The organism is Streptomyces sp. NPDC046122, assembly GCF_056429965.1.
Map to the genome: position 1 here is coordinate 702780 of NZ_JBWKLQ010000001.1, position 18409 is coordinate 721188.

16 protein-coding genes and 1 pseudogene are annotated in these 18409 nt (G+C 69.6%); 9 read left to right on the plus strand and 8 right to left on the minus strand.

From position 1 onward, the window contains the following. The first annotated feature begins 89 nt into the window (after positions 1-89). The 4 genes from AC07FK_RS03110 to AC07FK_RS03125 all read left to right on the plus strand — a co-directional run bounded on the left by AC07FK_RS03110 (position 90) and on the right by AC07FK_RS03125 (position 3200). A complete protein-coding gene (locus tag AC07FK_RS03110) occupies positions 90-704 on the plus strand; it encodes an antibiotic biosynthesis monooxygenase (RefSeq protein WP_479101995.1) in 615 nt (204 codons plus the stop codon). Between the two features lie 147 nt (positions 705-851). Next, positions 852-2099, plus strand: a complete 1248-nt coding sequence (locus AC07FK_RS03115) for a serine hydrolase domain-containing protein (protein WP_479101997.1) — start codon at positions 852-854, stop codon at positions 2097-2099. A 421-nt stretch (positions 2100-2520) separates the two neighbouring features. Further along, positions 2521-2796, plus strand: coding sequence for a hypothetical protein (locus AC07FK_RS03120; protein WP_479101999.1), 276 nt, complete (start codon positions 2521-2523; stop codon positions 2794-2796). Further along, positions 2793-3200, plus strand: a complete 408-nt coding sequence (locus AC07FK_RS03125; protein WP_479102001.1) for a type II toxin-antitoxin system VapC family toxin — start codon at positions 2793-2795, stop codon at positions 3198-3200. Before AC07FK_RS03120 ends, AC07FK_RS03125 begins: the two co-directional genes overlap by 4 nt. Positions 3201-3384: 184 nt before the next feature. Here AC07FK_RS03125 and ychF read toward each other — a convergent pair whose 3' ends face one another. After that, positions 3385-4473 (minus strand): redox-regulated ATPase YchF, encoded by a 1089-nt coding sequence (gene ychF / locus AC07FK_RS03130; protein ID WP_479102003.1) that lies wholly within the window; start codon positions 4471-4473, stop codon positions 3385-3387. 258 nt (positions 4474-4731) lie between these two features. On the opposite strand from ychF, the pseudogene AC07FK_RS03135 reads away from it, so the two are divergent. Continuing rightward, positions 4732-5229 (plus strand): annotated as a pseudogene (locus AC07FK_RS03135) (DUF6542 domain-containing protein); the annotation flags it as partial. A 158-nt stretch (positions 5230-5387) separates the two neighbouring features. Here the strand turns inward: AC07FK_RS03135 and gcl are convergent. Next, positions 5388-7172 carry a glyoxylate carboligase gene (gcl, locus tag AC07FK_RS03140; protein WP_479102561.1) on the minus strand — a complete coding sequence of 595 codons (1785 nt, stop codon included), beginning with the start codon at positions 7170-7172 and terminating at the stop codon, positions 5388-5390. Between the two features lie 284 nt (positions 7173-7456). On the opposite strand from gcl, the gene AC07FK_RS03145 reads away from it, so the two are divergent. After that, positions 7457-8203, plus strand: coding sequence for a hypothetical protein (locus AC07FK_RS03145; RefSeq protein ID WP_479102005.1), 747 nt, complete (start codon positions 7457-7459; stop codon positions 8201-8203). 161 nt (positions 8204-8364) lie between these two features. On the opposite strand, the gene AC07FK_RS03150 is transcribed toward AC07FK_RS03145, so the two are convergent. The 4 genes from AC07FK_RS03150 to AC07FK_RS03165 all read right to left on the minus strand — a co-directional run bounded on the left by AC07FK_RS03150 (position 8365) and on the right by AC07FK_RS03165 (position 12405). Continuing rightward, entirely contained in the window at positions 8365-8532 is a 168-nt protein-coding gene (locus AC07FK_RS03150) for a hypothetical protein (RefSeq protein ID WP_479102600.1), read from the minus strand. Then, positions 8529-10844, minus strand: coding sequence for a recombinase family protein (locus AC07FK_RS03155; RefSeq protein ID WP_479102007.1), 2316 nt, complete (start codon positions 10842-10844; stop codon positions 8529-8531). The genes AC07FK_RS03150 and AC07FK_RS03155 overlap by 4 nt, the downstream gene beginning before the upstream one ends. Before the next feature lie 180 nt (positions 10845-11024). Next, positions 11025-11240 (minus strand): hypothetical protein, encoded by a 216-nt coding sequence (locus AC07FK_RS03160; protein ID WP_479102009.1) that lies wholly within the window; start codon positions 11238-11240, stop codon positions 11025-11027. 16 nt (positions 11241-11256) lie between these two features. Further along, positions 11257-12405, minus strand: a complete 1149-nt coding sequence (locus AC07FK_RS03165) for a winged helix DNA-binding domain-containing protein (RefSeq protein ID WP_479102011.1) — start codon at positions 12403-12405, stop codon at positions 11257-11259. 186 nt (positions 12406-12591) lie between these two features. Between AC07FK_RS03165 and AC07FK_RS03170 the strand changes: the two genes are divergently transcribed. After that, positions 12592-13314 carry a DUF2470 domain-containing protein gene (locus AC07FK_RS03170; RefSeq protein WP_479102013.1) on the plus strand — a complete coding sequence of 241 codons (723 nt, stop codon included), beginning with the start codon at positions 12592-12594 and terminating at the stop codon, positions 13312-13314. 32 nt (positions 13315-13346) lie between these two features. Here AC07FK_RS03170 and AC07FK_RS03175 read toward each other — a convergent pair whose 3' ends face one another. Continuing rightward, positions 13347-14465: a MarR family winged helix-turn-helix transcriptional regulator gene (locus AC07FK_RS03175; protein ID WP_479102015.1), complete on the minus strand. Its 1119-nt coding sequence runs from the start codon at positions 14463-14465 to the stop codon at positions 13347-13349. A 217-nt stretch (positions 14466-14682) separates the two neighbouring features. Continuing rightward, the gene (locus tag AC07FK_RS03180) at positions 14683-15630 is read right to left on the minus strand and encodes a methionyl-tRNA formyltransferase (RefSeq protein WP_479102017.1); all 948 of its coding nucleotides are present in this window, start codon (positions 15628-15630) and stop codon (positions 14683-14685) included. A gap of 249 nt (positions 15631-15879) precedes the next feature. Here AC07FK_RS03180 and AC07FK_RS03185 point away from each other — a divergent pair, with 249 nt between their 5' ends. Together AC07FK_RS03185 and AC07FK_RS03190 are read left to right on the plus strand one after the other, a co-directional pair. After that, positions 15880-17232 (plus strand): lysine N(6)-hydroxylase/L-ornithine N(5)-oxygenase family protein, encoded by a 1353-nt coding sequence (locus tag AC07FK_RS03185; RefSeq protein ID WP_479102019.1) that lies wholly within the window; start codon positions 15880-15882, stop codon positions 17230-17232. A gap of 128 nt (positions 17233-17360) precedes the next feature. After that, entirely contained in the window at positions 17361-18404 is a 1044-nt protein-coding gene (locus AC07FK_RS03190) for an iron-siderophore ABC transporter substrate-binding protein (protein WP_479102021.1), read from the plus strand. Positions 18405-18409 lie beyond the last annotated feature (5 nt).

Sequence of the window (18409 nt, forward strand, 5' to 3'; positions counted from 1 at the left end):
GGAGCACAGCGCACGGGGGCCCGTCAGGCCTCCCGCGCCGAGCGGGGCCCCGTCGCGGACGGGGCCGCCGGACCACAGGAGAGGGCGCCATGTACGTTCGCACGACCTACGCGACCGGTGATCCGGCCAAGCTCGACGGCGTGGCCGAGGCCATCAGCACCGAGGGGCGCAGGCTGCTGTCGGAGGAGCCGGGCCACCGCGGGATCGGCCTGTTCGTCGACCGCGAGCTCGGCAAGCTCCTGGTGGGGTCGTGGTGGGAGGACGAGGAGAGCCTGCGGGCCAGCGACGACCACCTGCGCGAGCGCCGCGCCGAGCTGATCGCGCCCTTCGCAGCGACGGTGGCGACCGACCACTGGGAGGCGGCGGTCGTCAGCCCTCCGGAGTCGCTGGGGCCGCGCGCCGGGTTCCGGCTGGTCCGTCTGGAGTTCGATCCGGCGGACACGGACCGGCTGGTGGAGACGTTCCGCGACACCGCCCTGCCCGGGCTGCGGAAGATCCCGGGCTTCGCCGGGGTGTCGCTGCTCGTGGACCGCGCCGGGGGCCGGGCCTGCGTGGGGGCCATGTACACCGACCGGGAGTCCCTGGCGGCGTCGCGCGGGGCGGTGGCGGCGGTGCGGGAGAAGGCCACGGCGCAGGCGCGGGTGGTCACGCGCAGCATCGAGGAGTTCGACGTGCTCGTCGCCCGGACCGTACGCCCCGCTTGAGGAGCCTCCGTGGTCCGACACGGCGCGGAGCGCCTGTCGTGACGCGCGGGCGCTTCCCGGGGGCCGCCTTGCCCCACATGGCGGGACACCGACGTTGTGGAGGTGTTTTGTACGCAATTGCGGCGCTCTTCCCGACATAGTGCGGGCATGACACGTACTCCCTTCCGTACGCGGCCGCGCACCCCGGCGCGCGCTCGCGGGGCCCTCCTGTGCGCCGCCCTCCTCGCCGCCACACTGCAGACCACCGCCGCCGCGCCCGCGGCGGCCGGGGGCCCCGACGACCGGGGCGGCCCCGACTGCGTCAGGGCCCAGGGACCCGGCGGCGAGGCCGGGCAGGTCCTGGACATCGTCCGCAGGGCCAAGGCCGAACTCCGGCTGAAGGCCGTGCAGGTGCGGGTCACCGCCGACGGGCGGAACGTCGTCACCGACGCGCTCGGCGAGTCCATGACCAACGTTCCGGCCGAGCCGGGCATGCACTTCCGCGCCGGCTCCGTGGTCTTCTCCTACCTGGGCACGACCCTCCTCCAGCTGGTCGAAGAGGGGAAGGTCGGCCTCGACGACACGGTGGAGCGCTGGCTGCCCGGACTGCCCCACGCCGACAGGATCACCCTGCGGATGCTGGGCAACGCCACCAGCGGCCTGCACGACTACGTCACGGACCCGGACTTCCTGGCCGCGCTGGAGGCCCACCCGTTCCGGCAGTGGACGCCGAAGCAGCTGGTGGGCTACTCGCTCAGCCACCCGCTCTGGTACAAGCCGGGGACCAACTGGAGCTACTCGCACGCCAACTTCGTGCTCCTCGTCGCGGCACTGGAGAAGATCACCGGCACGCCCATCGAGGAGCTGCTGCACCAGCGCGTCACGGGGCCGCTGGGCCTCGGCGACACCCGGAACAGCTTCACCCCCGACATCCCGGGCCCGGTCCTGCACGCCTTCACCTCCGAACGCGGCCTGTACGAGGAATCCACCTTCTGGAACCCGTCGTGGACCACGGCGCCCGGCGCGGTCATCACCACCCACATCTGCGACCTGGCCCGCTCGGCGGAGGGCATCGGCAGCGGCGAGCTCCTGTCGCCCCGCTCCTACCGCACGCTGCTGAACCCGGGCACGGTCGGCCTCGGTGGCGCGACGAAGACCTGTCCCGCCACGGTCTGCGTGAAGCAGACGAAGGCCAGGCACTTCGGTCTCGGCGTCATCGTCGTCAACGGCTGGGTGATCCAGAACCCGTCGTTCTCGGGCTACGCGGCGATCAAGGCGTACCAGCCGTCCAAGCGGATCGCCATCGCGGTCGCCGCCACCAAGACCGCGAAGACGCCCGCGGGCAACATGGCCGAAGAAGTGGCCGAACGCATCGCGGCCGAACTCACCCCCGACACCCCCATGACGGTCGGCTGACCCCCGCCCCCTCCCGCACCCCCACAGCCTGGCCGGCCCCGCTTGCCGCACTGGTGGTGTGGGTCGTACAGGCCGGACACGACTGCGGAAACGCGGCTTCCGACGACCCCATCCAGCACCGATCCAGCACGGGGGCGACGAAGGGGTCGGGCTCTCAAGAGCCCGACCCCTTCTGACCTGCATTTTTGCCACGTCACCGACGTGGTGTTATCCCATCCGCTCACACGTTGAAGCGGAACTCCACCACAACCACTCTGACCTGCGGCTATGTAGGCGCTATGTAGGTGCATCCCAGCAGCACCATCCCAGCACGGGATTCTCGACAAAGCACAAGAAGATCCAGAACGCCAAGACTACGCATCAAGGAGAGAAATCGCACAGGACCTCGGCGCTGTAATAATTTATGTACTACACTGCCCCCATGAAGACATCCCGCCCCGGCGGCACGGAGAACATCTCCGTCTCGATGCCCTCGGATCTCCTCGGCGCTCTGCGCACACGTACCGGCAAGCGTGGGGTGTCCGCGTACGTGACGGCAGCGGTCCGGCATCAGCTCGCCATGGATGGCCTGGCCGAGATCGTGGCCGCCTACGAAGCCGAGCACGAGCCACTGAGCGAAGCCGAAGTCCAAGACGCGCAGCGCGAATTGTTCGGTGACGCCCCGGCGCCCTACGCGTCGAACGACAGCGCCGCATGAAGGAACCTGCGGCCAGGTCCCTGGTGCTCGACTCCCAGGCACTGTCACTGCTGCTGCGTAACGACCGCCAGATGATCACCCGGATCGAGGCCGCTCGGCGCGTGGGCGTACCCGTTCTCGTATCTGCCCTCACGGTGGTGGAGGCCGCCTACGGGAAGACGGACACCGCCCGGCTGCACTGGGTCCTCTCCCGCCTTCAGGTCCAGGACGTCACCCAGGCGGACAGCCTCACCGCGGTGCAGCTGCTGAGCGACGCCGGTGGCCTGCACGGTCACAAATACGCCATCGACGCCCTCGTTGCCGCGATGGCGCTCCGCTCCCCGGCACCCGTCCTCGTGCTTACCTCGGACCGCGACGACTGGTCGAAACTGTGCGGCGACCGCGTACAGATCAAGGACGTCTGACCATCCACATCCCAGCGCAATCCCAGCACGGTGGGGATGAGCAGGGGTGATGGCAGGTGACGAGGGGGCAGCCATCCCAGCCCCATCCCAGCACGGGAAAAACCAAGGGGTCCGGCTCCAGAAAGCCGAACCCCTCCCGACCTGCATGTTTGCCACGTCACCGACGTGGTGTTATTGCATCCGCTCACACGTTGAAGCGGAACTCCACCACGTCGCCGTCCTGCATGACGTACTCCTTGCCCTCCATGCGGGCCTTGCCCTTCGCGCGGGCCTCGGCGACCGAGCCGGTCTCGACCAGGTCGTCGAAGGAGATGACCTCGGCCTTGATGAAGCCCTTCTGGAAGTCGGTGTGGATCACACCGGCCGCCTCGGGGGCCGTCGCGCCCTTCTTGATGGTCCAGGCGCGGGTCTCCTTGGGGCCTGCCGTCAGGTAGGTCTGGAGGCCCAGGGTGTCGAAGCCGACGCGGCCGAGGGTGGCCAGGCCGGGCTCCTCCTGGCCCATGGACTGCAGGAGCTCCAGCGCCTCGTCGTCGTCGAGCTCGATCAGCTCGGACTCGATCTTCGCGTTGAGGAAGATCGCCTCGGCGGGGGCGACCAGGGCGCGCTGCTCGTTCTTGAAGTCCTCGTCGACCAGCTCGTCCTCGTCGACGTTGAAGACGTAGAGGAAGGGCTTGGTGGTGAGGAGGTGCAGCTCGTGCAGCAGCTGGCCCTTCTCCGTGCCGGCGGTGATGCCGGCCGCGAAGAGGGTGGTGCCCGCTTCGAGGATCTTCTGGGCCTCCTCGACCGCCGCCAGCACCGCGACCTTCTCCTTCTGGAGGCGCGACTCCTTCGTCAGGCGCGGGACCGCCTTCTCGACGGACTGGAGGTCGGCGAGGATCAGCTCGGTGTTGATCGTCTCGATGTCGTCCTTCGGCGAGACCTTGCCGTCGACGTGGACGACGTTCTCGTCCTTGAAGGCACGGATGACCTGGCAGATCGCGTCGGACTCGCGGATGTTGGCCAGGAACTTGTTGCCAAGGCCCTCACCCTCCGAGGCGCCGCGCACGATGCCGGCGATGTCGACGAAGTCGACCGTCGCGGGGAGGACCTTGGCGGAGCCGAAGATCTCGGCGAGCTTGTTCAGGCGGGCGTCGGGGACGCCGACGACGCCGACGTTCGGCTCGATGGTGGCGAACGGGTAGTTGGCCGCCAGCACGTCGTTCTTGGTCAGGGCGTTGAACAGGGTCGACTTGCCGACATTCGGCAGGCCGACGATTCCGATCGTGAGCGACACGTTGGCGACTTCCTGAAGTGAGGACTGGCCCGGGAGTGGACCGATCCCCCAGTTTACGGGCGGGCGGCGCGAGGCCGACGACGGGAACCTGACAAGCGCCCGGGGGGCTCGGATCGGCCACGTCGCATCGAACGCACGGCCAAGGTCGGCCAAAGGGCGTGTCCTGCGCCTCATTCCTCCCTCCCCGCGACCTACGTTGTCGGGGTGGAGCAACACAGGGCACGTCCCCCTCGTCCCCAGCAGCGGTCGCAGACCCCCCTGCTCCCCCCGGGCGGGTCCGCCGACGCCGCCGTCCACCGTGTGCCGGCGAGACCGGCGCGTCCGGTGCCGCCCGTCGTGCTGGCCCTGCGACGGCTGCCGAACCCGCGGCTGACCGGGCTCGGCAGCGGGCTGTTCGCGTCCGCCGTCATGCTGGTGCTCGGCGGCCTCGACCAGCTGCTGTTCGACGGTTCGCCGACCGTGTACGGACTGCTGTTCCTGCCGGTCAGCGCCCTGACCGCACTGTGGGTGCGGCCGGCCGACCTGGTCACGGCGCCGATCGCCGTACCCATCGCCTTCGCCGTCGGCCTGGTGCCGATCGCCGGCGGGGCGGGCGGGTTCGGCAGCCGGCTCATGGCGGTGGTCACGGCGCTCGCCGTACACGCGGGCTGGCTGTACGGCGGCACGCTCGTCGCCGGGGTCATCGCGACCGTGCGCAAGGTGCGGCTGATGGCGCGGGGGGGGGGGGGCACTCCCCCCCCCCCCCCCCCCCCCCCCCCCCCCCCCCCCCCCCCCACCCCCCCCCCCCCCCCCCCCCCCCCCCCCCCCCCCCCCCCCCCACCCCCCCCCCCCCCCCCCCCCCCCCCCCCCCCCCCCCCCCCCCCCCCCCCCCCCCCCCCCCTGCCCCGGGGACGGGCAGGCGGTGACGCGGTGCGTCAGACCAGCGGACGGATCGCGGTCGGGGCGTGGCCGGGCTCGGTGGCCAGTTCCTCGAACTCGGTGACGTCGCTCATGTCGACCGTCTTGCTCATCGAGATGTTGGTGATGCGCTCCAGGATGGCCTCGACGACCACCGGCACCTGGAACTCCTGGGCCAGCTTCTTGGCCTGCTCGAAGGCGGCGCCCAGCTCGTTCGGGTCGGTGACCCGGATGGCCTTGACGCCCAGCCCCTCGGCGACCTTGACGTGGTCGACGCCGTAGGCGCCCAGCTCCGGGGTGTTGATGTTCTCGAACTCGAGGTTGACCTCGAAGTTGATGCCCAGGCCGCCCTGCGCCTGGCGGATCAGGCCCAGGTACGCGTTGTTCACCAGGACGTGGACGTACGGAACCTTGTGCTGCGCGGCGACGGCCAGTTCCTCGATCATGAACTGGAAGTCGTAGTCGCCCGAGAGCGCGACGATCGGGGTCTCCGGGTCGGCGGTCGCGGCGCCGATCGCGGCCGGGATGGTCCAGCCGAGCGGGCCGGCCTGGCCGCAGTTGATCCAGTTGCGCGGCCGGTAGACGTGCAGCATCTGCGCGCCGGCGATCTGGGAGAGGCCGATGGTGGTGACGTAGCGCGTCTCCGGGCCGAAGGCCTTGTTCATCTCCTCGTAGACGCGCTGCGGCTTCATCGGGATGTTGTCGAAGTGCGTACGGCGCTGCAGGGTGGCCTTGCGCTCCTGGCCGGAGGCGGCCCACGCGCTGAAGTCGGGCAGCTTGCCCTCGGCCTTGAGGTCCTTGGCGACCTCGATGAAGAGCTCCAGGGCGGCCTTGGCGTCGGAGGCGATGCCGAAGTCCGGCGCGAAGATCTTGCCGATCTGGGTGGGCTCGATGTCGACGTGGACGAACTTGCGGTCGCCCAGGTACGCGTCGAGGTTGTAACCGGTGTGACGGTTGGCCCAGCGGTTGCCGATGCCGAGGACGAAGTCCGACTCCAGGAACGTCGCGTTGCCGTAGCGGTGCGAGGTCTGCACACCGACCATGCCGGCGCTCAGCTCGTGGTCGTCCGGGATGGTGCCCCAGCCCATGAGGGTGGAGATGACCGGGACGCCGGTCAGCTCGGCGAACTCGACCAGCAGGTCGGAGGCGTCGGCGTTGATGATGCCGCCACCGGCGACGATCAGCGGGCGCTCGGACTCCAGCAGGAACCGGATGGCCTTCTCCGCCTGGGCGCGGGTGGCGCGCGGCTTGTAAACCGGCAGCGGCTCGTAGGTCTCCGGGTCGAACTCGATCTCGGTCAGCTGGACGTCGATCGGGAGGTCGATCAGAACCGGGCCGGGGCGGCCGGAACGCATCAGGTGGAACGCCTGCTGGAAGACGCCGGGGACCTGCGCGGCCTCCAGGACCGTGGTGGCGGCCTTGGTGACGGGCTTGGCGATCGAGGCGATGTCGACGGCCTGGAAGTCCTCCTTGTGGAGCTTCGCGACCGGAGCCTGACCGGTGATGCACAGGATCGGGATCGAGTCCGCGATCGCGGAGTACAGGCCGGTGATCATGTCGGTGCCGGCCGGGCCCGAGGTACCGATGCAGACGCCGATGTTGCCCGCCTTGGCACGCGTGTAGCCCTCGGCCATGTGCGAGGCGCCCTCGACGTGACGGGCCAGCGTGTGCTTGACGCCACCGACGTTCTTGAGCTCGCGGTAGAAGGGGTTGATCGCAGCGCCGGGCACGCCGAACGCTTGCTCGACACCCTCCAGCTTGAGGATCTCCACTGCAGCGGCGGCGGCGGTCATTCGAGGCATCGCGTACTCCTGCTCGGCCAGTCGGAGCGGCTCACCGTTGCGGGCCGATGAGCGCCACTCCATAGTTTCCATAATGCGGAATTCTGATTCTGCTATACGGAAGCAATCTAGGGTGAGGTCCGGCGCGCGTCAAGAGCGGGCATTGGTTGAAGACCCTCCCCAACGCGTCGGTCTTGGTGGACGATGGGCGACGTACCGCGGTCGCGGGCGCCCGGCCGCACGCCGCGGTCCCCCGCACGCACAGACGCACAGACGCACACGCCGACGGTCCGAGGGGGACGGTCATGGGAGAGAACGTGCCGGTGCGCTGCCCGGCCTGCCGTCGCCAGCACACCTTCACGCCGCCGGTCTTCCCGTGCGCGTGCGGGGAGCCGGTGGCGCCGCCGCTCTTACGGGGCGCGGCCCCGGAGCGGATCACACACCGCACCTGGACCGACGCCTGGGTGACCGTCCGGTGCGGCTCGTGCGGACGCCAGGGCCAGTGGCCGCAGCCGGAGCTGGGGTGCGCCTGCGGCGTGGTCCTGCGCATACCGGTACGCCCCGTACCGCGCTCCGCGCCGCCCACGGCCGCCCCCGGCGGCGGCCGGACACCCGCCCCGGCCGCCGGACGTCCGGCGCACATCCCCCTGCCGCGGACCGCCGCTCCCCCGCGCCCGCGGTTTCGCCCGATGACGATCAGGACCGCGCGGGACGCGGTGACCGCGGCGGCGCTCTACCTGAAGTGGCTCGGCTTCCAGGACATCATGCAGTCCCCCGAGCGGCCTGCCTCGGGCATCGACCTGCGGGCGCCCGGCGTGGTCGCCCAGGTCGACCCGACCACCCGCCCCGCCGGCGTGCGCGAGGTCGAGTGCCTGTGGCTGCACGGACTCAGCGCTTCGGCGGTGAGCGTGTTCTTCTCCCTCGCCGGGTACACCGACGACGCGCGGGCCCGCGCCGAGAGTCTCGGGGTCCCGCTCTTCGTCATGGACCTCACGGGCACGCCGCAACCGGTCAACCGCCCGGCCGACGAACTGATCAGCACCGGCGCGTGAACGGCTGAAGCAGCACGGCATGAGCCCGCCGGCCCTCAGGCCGGGCAGGCTCATCTGTCGTCGGGGCTCAGCTCAGAGCCTTCCCGACCTCGCAGGCGACAGTCACGGGCCGGTGCCGGCCGTCCACGATCGCCTTGTCGGGCAGTTCGTCCCGGGTGCGGTCACCGACGCAGTGGACGCGCGCAGCCCGGAGCAGTTCCCGCCGCCACGTCGACGAGCGCCTCCCGCTCCGGGTGGGCCGCGACCGCCCGGCCGAGATCGCGGCCGGCGGTGTCGTCGAGGAGCGGCGTGGCGCCGGTCCCGTGGGCGTACGAGCTGACGGCGCTCATCGCAGGTCCTCCTCGTCGTACTCCGTCTCCGAGCCGCGCGCCGTGCGCTCGCGCAGCTCGATCCGGCGGATCTTGCCGGACACGGTCTTGGGCAGTTCGGCGAACTCGATGCGCCGGATCCGCTGGTAGGGCGCGAGCACCGACCGCGAGTGCGCGAAGAGCACCTTGGCCGTGTCGGGTCCCGGCGCCCAGCCCTCGGCGAGTACGACGTACGCCTTCGGCACGGCGAGCCGCAGCGGGTCGGGCGCGGGCACGACGGCCGCCTCGGCCACCGCCTCGTGCTCCAGCAGTGCGCTCTCCAGCTCGAAGGGGGAGACCTTGTAGTCGGACGCCTTGAACAGGTCCTCATGATCAGGCGACTGCTCTTCCCCAATGAACAGACGCGGATCAATGCGCCCCTCGGTGCGCAGCGGCGGCAACGTGATGGCGTCCCGCGTCGGCACTCCCGGCGCCACTGCAAGGGCCTCCATAAGGTCATCCCAAAGCCCCGACTTGAGCCAGCGGGTCCAGATGCTGGCTACGTTGCCGTACTTCAGATCGCTCCATGCGCAGCCCGTACGTGCCTTCGTAAGCAGCGCGTCCAGCAGTCCCCGGGCGTCCGCAGGGCGCCGCCCCTTGCGGGCCTTCAGAACGGGATCTACGAGCGCCCAGGCGGCGTCTGTGAGGTTCGGGACGACGCGCTCACGCTCACGGAACCAGGCGCTGATCTGGTCGTCTCTGCGGGTCTTACGGGGGGCCTCTCCAAGGATCGTCACCCGCAGGTCCAGAAGGTCCATGAGTTCTTCCTGCTGCCGCGCATCCATGGAGTGCAGACGCACGCGGGCAATGTCAGCCAGTCGCCCGAGGCCGTGCGCCCGGTCGATGTTGCGCCGCATGTCCGACTGCCACGCCAGCGCTTCGTCCCTGAGCTTCTCAAGGTCGGTCAGTTGGATCTCAAGGTCGCGCGTTGCGCGGGCGATGGCTTCCTGCGCCGCGAGCTTGTCGAGCCCCTTGCGCCGGGCCCTGCGGGCCGTGGCTTCAGTGGTGGCGTCGATGGTGTCTTCTTGTTCCTCAATCAGCTCGTTGAGTTCCTTGACGCGGGCCTCATAGTCCACGCCGTTGCTCTCGGCCAGTTCCACCCAGTCCTGCGCCATCTGCCGAAGGCGGTCCGGATCTTCCAGCATCCGGCACGTCTCCGACCAGACGCGGCTCTCCAGGGCCGCGGCGTCGATCTGCGCGCAGTCACACTTTGCCTTATTCGTGCCCTGGGGAGTCTTACCCGAGCACCGGTACGCCCGGCCCTTGTTGTTGCCGATGTTGCTCACGCCAGTACGGGTGCGACCGCAGGTGCTGACGATGTGCCGGCTCAGCGGATAGACGGCCGCCTCCTTGGTCCGCGGACCGCTGGAGGTACGGGCGAGCGCCTTGTTCAGGCGCTCCAGTTGCGTCTTCGTGAAAACGGGCTCCAGCTTAATGGAGACGCTGTCCCCGAACAGAGGACTGCCATCCGCGTCCAGGCGGACCTTCGGCCCCTTGGGGTTCCGAAAGACGCGTACTGCCTCCTGGACGGCTTGGCTGGTGAGTACATGCCTCAGAGAGCCGCTGGGCCAGTAGTCCAGGGCCGGGGCGGGGATCTGTTCCGCGTTGAAGATGGCCTCGATCTCGCCGGGATTCATCCCGTCTTCGACGATGTGGCGGAAGGCCCGATGCAGAGTGGGATAGCCCGCGTGCACGTCGCCCGTATCAAGGACGAGTCGGCTTTCGCCCTTCACGCCCTTGTTCTCGATGCGGTAGCCGTATGGGGCGACCCCTCCGGGGTGTCCGCCGATCTCCGCCTTCTCCTGCACGCCGCCCTGCGTACGGTCGCGGATGGTGACCCGCTCGTCTTCCGCGCGGTCCTGCTCCCTGCGCATGCGGGAGCGGCCTTCTTCGGTGGTGTTGTCATACTCCCCACGGACGACGGCAACGAAGATCCCGAGGTCTTCGAGCTTCCAGACCCAGGGCCAGAAGGCGCGGTCGCGCCGGCCGATGGCCCGCTCTGCATGGACGACGACCACATCGAAGGGGCGCGGGATTTGCCGGGCGTCTGCCATAAGACGCTTCAAGTCCGGGCGCTGGGTGTGGTCGAGACTGCCGCTGAACCCCTCGTCGGCGTAGGTGCCGGCATGGCTCCAGCCCTTCTTGGTGATGTGAGCCCTGGTGCACTTGCCGGTGTAGGCGATGCCGTAGCCCTTGGTCTGTTCCTCTGTCGACACCCTTAGATAGTCGACGGCGCGCAGGCCATCCACGGCTCGCTGCACCGACTCAATGGCCCGCGTGAGAGTCTTTGTCATGTCAGTCCTTCCCGACTGGCCAGACCCCGGCAGCGTGTGGAGCGCTCCGGGGTCACCCATGTGGCGGGCAGCCTAAGCCGCAGGACTGTCGACGCGTGGGGAGTACAGCAGCTTCAGCAGGCGGCAGTAGGCGTCTTCGTCGTGCTCCGTGTTGACGGACCTCTCGACCGTGACTTCTGGTTAACGTTCTTCGCTGACGCGCTCCATGGCGATCTTCTCGCTCTTGTTGGCCTTGGGCTGGACTCCGGAGGGCGAGAGACCGCCCAGCATATAGCCGCTATCCGCCTGGGTCAGCCCGTCCTCACGGGCCTCGTAAATGCCTACCAGGACCTCTTCCTCGGCATTCTGTGCCGCCGAGATCAGGCAGCCCAGCTTCGGCTCCCAGGCCCGCTTCATCTGGCGGGCGGGCGGTTCATTCGGCGTCTTCGAGTGCCGGGTGGGTGCCGAACCGCACGTCGCGCGCAGTGGCCGGCGTCATGGTCGCGAGTACGTGCTGGCCCTCCTCCTCCAGCGCCGTCCGCTGCGCCCGGGTGAGCGGTCCGAAGGGCGAGACCGTCAGTACGGCCGAGGAGCCGTCCTTCGTCTCGTCCAGCCGCCAGATCCCCGCCAGGAAGCCGTCCACCAGGAAGGTGGAGTGGCTCTGGTTGACCGTCCAGGTGCGGCCCTTGTACTCCGCCGGCAGCACCCGCGTACGGTCGGCGTGAGACAGCAGCACGTTGTCGAACTCCGGCAGGAAACGCGGGGGCGCCGGAGTGTCCTCGTCGGGCCGGGGCGCGTCGGGGAGGTCGAAGAGCTCGACGCCGTACGGGTCGTGGAAGGTGACGAGCCGGGGCCGCAGCCGCTCGAAGGCGTCCCGCAGCCGCGTCAGCCCGCACCAGGTGTGCATGTCCTTGACCGAGGCGGGGCCGAACGCGGCGAGGTAGCGCAGTACGGTCGCGTCGGGCGCCGGGGGCGGCTCGGACTCGCGCCCGAACCACTGCTCGGCGGTCGTCAGCGCCACCTGACCGCTCTGCCCCCACAAGCCGCGCGGGGTGACCTGCACCAGCGGCAGCAGGCAGCGCGCCGCGACGCCGACGGCGAGCGGCTCGGCGTCCGGCCACTCCTTCAGCAGCAGCTCGCGGATCTCCTTCAGCGTCCGGGGCCGCTCCTCGACGAAGTCCCGCGTCATCGCGGCCAGCCGTTCCAGGTCCACGCCCGTCAGGCCCGCGCGGAACCCCTTCAGTTCACGGTCCCGCGCGGCCTGGACGAGAGGCCGCAGCGTGAGGCAGTCGTCGGCGGTGTGGGTGTGAATGGTGGAGCGCAGGGTGACCAGGCGCCCGACCTCACGGGAGGCCATGAGCTCCGACAGGTGCGCCGGGTCGAAGCCGTCGAGCCGGGCGGCGAGTTGGTAGTACGGCGGCTTGGTGTTCTGCGCCTGAAGCCCGACCAGGTGTGCGACGGCGTCCTTCGCGGACATGGCGGTGCGCCGGAGGAGGAGCTGGCGCGCAAGAGTGGCGCGATTGAGGGCGCGCGTGCTCAGTACGGTCGGCGCGGGTCCCGCGTTCGTCTTCTTCGAGGCCATGCCCGCACGCTACTCACCCTTGCGGACATGTTCGGTCCGCAGCAACGAAGTCGCCGAAACCTGCGGGGCGTCGGCCCCCACGTCCCGGAACCTGTCCGCACCCCCCGAACGAAGCGGAGGGTGGCCGTCGAGACCCCCATGATGTAACTTAGGCAAGCCTTACCTAATCTGAAAGGGGGGTCCGGGATGGATGCCGAGGTCTGCACGGCCCAGCCGACCAACGGGGAGCGTGTGCGCAGCGTGGTGGCCGCGGCGGGGTCGCTCATGGTGGTCACGGACCGGCACTCCTGCGAGCCGGCCGGCCTTCACACCCTCGACGAGCGGGGCAGGTTGTGCCTGCGGGTGCCGGACGACTGCCCGCTGGCCGCCGAGGTCGCCCTGGCGCCGCGCGGCATCGTGGCCGCCGTACTGAAGTTCACCGACATCGCACCCACTGCGGTGCGCGACCGCGTGCGGGCTCGCGTGACGCTCACCGGGTGGCTCGCCCCCGTCTCCACGGCGTCCGAACCGGGCGTGGTGCGTCTGGACTTCGCGCACGCAGAACTGACGACGGCGGCGGGCACGGTCACGGTCGGACTCGACGAACTCACCCTCGCCGGCCCCGACCCGCTGGCCGCCTGCGAGGCCGGCATGCTCACCCACCTCGTCGATGCGCACAGCGACGAAGTCGCCCGGCTCACCCGGCTCGTGGACCCGCACCTCGTACAGGGCGTACGGCGGGTCATGCCGGTTGCCGTGGACCGGTACGGCCTCACCCTGCGGCTCGAACACACCGACGCGCACCACGACGTGCGACTGCCCTTCCCCATTCCGCTGGACCACGCCGCGGAGGCCGGCGACCGGATCCAGACCCTGCTCGCCGCGGCGCGCTCCTGCCCGCGTCGCCGCAGGTCGCCGATCCGGCCGTAACGCCGTCTGATCCATACGGACTTGTCTGAGCGTCAGACGCCGGCGACGCGGTCGCCCTCCGCCGTCCGGAAGTGATCCACCGCGGGTGACTCCCGGCCGTCTTCGGTACGTACGCGGGTGACGACGAGGCCGTGGTGGCGGCCCGTGCGGGCGTCGGCGCCGGTGACGATCACCACGCCCTCGTCCTCGTGCCGGACGACAAGGCCGGGAGCGCCGCCGTAGCTGCCCTCGGAGACGAAGCCTGCCAGGATTTCGAGGCGCTGTCCGTCGTGGTGGGTGTACGCGCCCGGGTAGGCGTGGGACCTGGCCCGGACGAGGCGCGCGATGTCTCCGGCGGGCAGGTTCCAGTCGATGCGGAGATCCTCGACCGACCGCTCACGGACGGCGTCGCCGTGCGCCGGGTCCGGTGCGCCGTGGCGCGCGCCGTCATGGACGACGCCGGAGGGCGACGGGTCGAGGCCCCTGTGCACGCGCCGCAGCAGGCCGGCGAGTCGGGTCCGTTCCTCCTCGCTCAGCGGGGCCAGCAGTTCGTCGTCGGTGGACGACACCTCGGCGTTGAGCTGGGCCAGCGCCGACTTCCCCGCCGGCAGGATCCGCACGATGACGCGGCGGCGGTTGGCCGGATCGCGGGTGCAGTCGACGTACTCGGCCTTGCCGAGGTCGATCACGACCTTGGCCAGGTCGCTCAGGTTCATGTCCAGGCGGGCGGCCAGGGTTCCCTTGGACTGCGGGCCGAGATCGGCCAGCAGGGCCAGCACGGTCAGGTGCCACAGCCGCAGCCCGCGGGCCGTCAGCTTCTCCGTGAGCCTGCGCCGCGCCGCCTTGCCGATCGCGTACATCAGGTAGGCGTTGAGGTCCAGCACACTGGGCGGCGTCGTGCTCATGGGCGGCGGTCCGGCGACCCTGGCCCGGCCGCCGTCCGCCTCGGGTGTCGAGCCGCCTGCCGCGCCGGGGCCGGTCAGTGCCCGTACCGCGGCACCCCAGGCGTCGCCCCCTTCGGCCCTCGCCGCGTCGGCGTCGACGGTCACACCGGCGTTCACCATGGCGCGTAAGACCTCGGACCAGTCGGTCGGCAGGTTCGACACGCCGATGAAGGCGAACTTGGCGCCTGACGGGTCGTGAGCCGTCCCTGAGACGACCGGCTGATCCATTGGCTCTCCCCTTCCCCTGTTCGAGCCGCCGGCAGACGCGCCTCACTCCTCGTATGAACTGAGGTTAGCCTAACCTCGCTTGCCGTTAAAGACCCCGGCGGACACGAATGTGCCGACACAACTCCCCGGCATGAGCCGTACTTTGACTGATCGTCACACACCTGTCGCCGCCGTGTGGATCAGGTGATCCGCACGGCGGCGACGGGCACTCCGGTCGTCAGGGGCGGCTGGTGAGGTAGCCGCCCATGGAGGTGAAGTACTCGCTCGCGGACAGCTCGCGGCCGTCCTCCGTCCGTACGCGGGTGAGGGCGAGGCCGTGGTTGCGGCCGGTGCGGGCGTCGGCGCCGGCGACGACGACGACGCCGTCGCCCTCGCGGTAGAAGATGCGGCCGGGAGTGCCGCCGTAACGGCCCTCGGAGACGACCGCCGCCACGATCTCCAGGCGCTTGCCCTTGTGGAAGGTGAAGGCGCTCGGGTACGGGGCGGACTGGGCGCGGACGAGGCGCGACAGGTCCTCGGCGGGCCAGTCCCAGTTGACACGGATGTCCTCCTCGGACCGCTTGTGGAAGAAGCTGGCCTGGGAGCGGTCCTGCTTGGTGAACTCCCTCTGCCCCGAGGCGATGCGGTCGAGGGCGCCGATGGTCACCGGCGCGATGAGGTCGACGGTCTTGTGGAACAGGTCGGTCGCCGTGTCGGCCGGCCCGACCTTCACCGCGCGCTGGTCCACGATGTCGCCGGCGTCGAGTTCCTCGTCCATCATGTGGGCCGTGACGCCCACTTCCTGCTCGCCGTTGATCAGGGCCCAGATGATCGGGGAGAAGCCGGCGTACTTGGGCAGCAGCGAGTCGTGGACGTTCAGGGTGCCCCGGCGCGGCAGGGTGTAGATGCGCGGCGGGATCCACGTGCGCCAGTTGTTGGCCACGATGACGTCCGGGTCGGCTTCCTTGAGCCGGTCGAACAACTCCTCGTCGTCGGGCCGGCTGCGGATGACGACGGGTACGCCGTGCTCCTCGGCGAGGTCGGCGACGGAGTCGCTCCAGATCTTCTCGTAGGCGTGCTCGCTCTTGGGGTGCGTCACGACCAGCACCACGTCGTGCTCGGAGTCCAGGAGCGCTTGCAGGGTGCGGTGGCCCCAGGTCTGATAACCGAACATGACGACCCGCATGGGGTTCCTCCTCTGATGAGCGTTAGAGCCGCGCCAAGTAAAGCAAGGCTTACCTAAGGGCGCAACAGGCCATGTTTTCAACGGTGTTCAGAGCGCCCACCTGTCGATTGTCCGGTTTTGCCCCCGTCGACAGCATGGCTAGATCAGGTTAGCTTTACCTAAGTTCCGCGCCGCCAGCCTTGGTTGTGCCCGGCGTCTCGTTTTCAGCCGTGCCTGGCACAGGCGGCTGTCCCGCACGATGGGAGTGACATGTCTCAGGTTCTTCCTGGCGACGCACCTCTGATCCACGACCTCATAGGTATCGGCTTCGGACCGTCCAATGTGGCCATGGCGCTTGCGCTCAGTGAGCACAACGCCCGCGTCGGCAGGCAGGAGGCCGTCACTGCTCACTTCTTCGAGCGCCAGCCGAGTTTCGGCTGGCACCGCGGCATGCTCATCGACGACGCGACGATGCAGGTGTCCTTCCTCAAGGACCTGGTGACGCTTCGCAACCCCGCCAGCGAGTACAGCTTCCTGTGCTACCTGCAGAGCAGGGGCCGGCTGGTCGACTTCGTCAACCACAAGAACCTCTTCCCGCTGCGCGTGGAGTTCCACGACTACCTCGAGTGGGCCGCGGCGAAGGTCGACGACATGGTCTCGTACGGCCACGAGGTCGTCTCCGTCGAGCCCGTCGTACGCGACGGCGTGGTGGAGTACCTCGACGTGACCGCCCGCTCCGGGTCGGAGACCGTGGTGCACCGCGCCCGCAATCTCGTCATCGGCACGGGACTCAGCCCTCTCATGCCGGAGGGCGTCGAGCGGACGGACCGCGTGTGGCACAACTCCGACCTGCTGACGAAGGTGGAGGGGCTGGAGGGCACCGACCCCACCCGCTTCATCGTGGTGGGCGCCGGCCAGAGCGCCGCCGAGAACGTTGCCTATCTGCACCGGCGCTTCCCCGGCGCCGAGGTCTGCGCGGTCTTTTCGCGCTACGGCTACAGCCCCGCCGACGACAGCAGCTTCGCCAACCGCATCTTCGACCCCGACGCGGTCGACGAGTACTTCACGGCCCCGGACGACATCAAGCAGAAACTGATGGGCTATCACGGGAACACCAACTACTCCGTGGTGGACATCGACCTGATCGACGACCTGTACCGCCAGGCGTACCAGGAGAAGGTCCTCGGCGCCGAGCGCCTGCGCTTCCTCAACGTCTCCCGGCTGACCGGTGTCGAGGAGACCGAGGGCAAGGTCCGCGCCACGGTCAAGTCCCTGGTCACCGGCGAGGAGAGCCCGCTGGAGGCCGATGTCGTGGTCCTCGCCACCGGTTACAGCCCCGCCCAGCCCCTGCGCGTCCTCGGCGGGGTCGCGGACCGCTGCCACCTCGACGACCAGGGACGCGTACGGGTCGAGCGCGACTACCGCGTGACGACGGACCCCGAGCTGCGCTGCGGCATCTATCTCCAGGGCGGCACCGAGCACACGCACGGCATCACGTCGTCCCTGCTGTCCAACACCGCGATCAGGGTCGGCGAGATCCTGGACTCGGTACTCGAGCGGAGCCTGAAGCACGCCTCTTCCGAGACCCGGCCGGTCGCCGACGGTGTGGGCACGGGCCGCTAGACCCCCCGCTCCCCCGGCCCCCAGGGACCCTTCTGGGCCGAGCCCCCCACACGCCCTGCCCGCCGGTAGCGCCGTCGTACGCGGCGGGTCGCGGCACGCACTGTGAAATCCCCGTGAAAGGAACATCCGTGTCCACTGGTACACGCCCCGCGCTGACGCGGTTCGCCAGAAACGTCCCCCGCGTGGCCGTCGCCGCCGTCGCCGCGCTCGCCCTGTCCGCCTGTGGGGGCGGCGCCGAGAAGACCGAGTCGAAGCCCACGGGCGACACCGGCGCCACGTCCGGCTCCTTCCCCGTGACGGTCAAGCACAAGTACGGCAGCACCACCATCGACAAGGAGCCGAAGAAGGTCGTCACGCTCGGCCTGTCCGACCAGGACGCCGTGCTGGCGCTCGGCGTGAAGCCGGTCGGCGCGGTCGACTGGTTCAAGGAGAAGCCGTACGGCAAGTGGCCCTGGACCAAGGACAAGTGGGGCGGCGCCCAGCCCGACATCGTCGGCGAGCGCGACGAGTACAACATGGAGAAGATCGCGGCGCTCAAGCCCGACCTGGTCATCGCCCAGTACTCGGGAATGAAGAAGGAGCAGTACGAGACGCTCTCCACGTTCACCAAGGTCGTCGCCCAGCCCGAGGGCCTCCCCGACTACGGCGCGTCATGGCAGGTGATGACGCGTCAGATCGGCAAGGCGCTCGGCAAGGAGGCCCGGACCAAGAAGCTGATCGACGGCATCGACGCCCGCTTCAAGGCCGTCCGCGACAAGCACCCCGAGTTCGCCGGCAAGACGCTGACCGTGGCCGACAGCTTCGAGGCGGGCAAGTATTCGGCGTTCACCAGGACCGACCCCAAGTCGATCTTCTTCTCCGAGCTCGGCTTCAAGCTGAACCCCGAGATCGACGAGCTGGCCAAGCCCGGTGCCAACGTGGCCGAGCTCAGCGCCGAGAAGCTGAACGTCCTGGACGCCGACCGGCTGGTCTGGGTGACCTCCAGCACCGACGCCAACGATCGGATCAAGGCCGAGCCGCTCTACAAGAAGCTGGAGGTCAGCAAGGAGAAGCGCGACCTGTTCGTGCCGTACCAGGACCCGGACATCGGCGCCGCCTTCTCCTTCAACACGGTCCTGTCGATCCCCTACGCGATCGACGAGATCGACCCGCTGCTGACAGCCATCAAGTAGGTCCG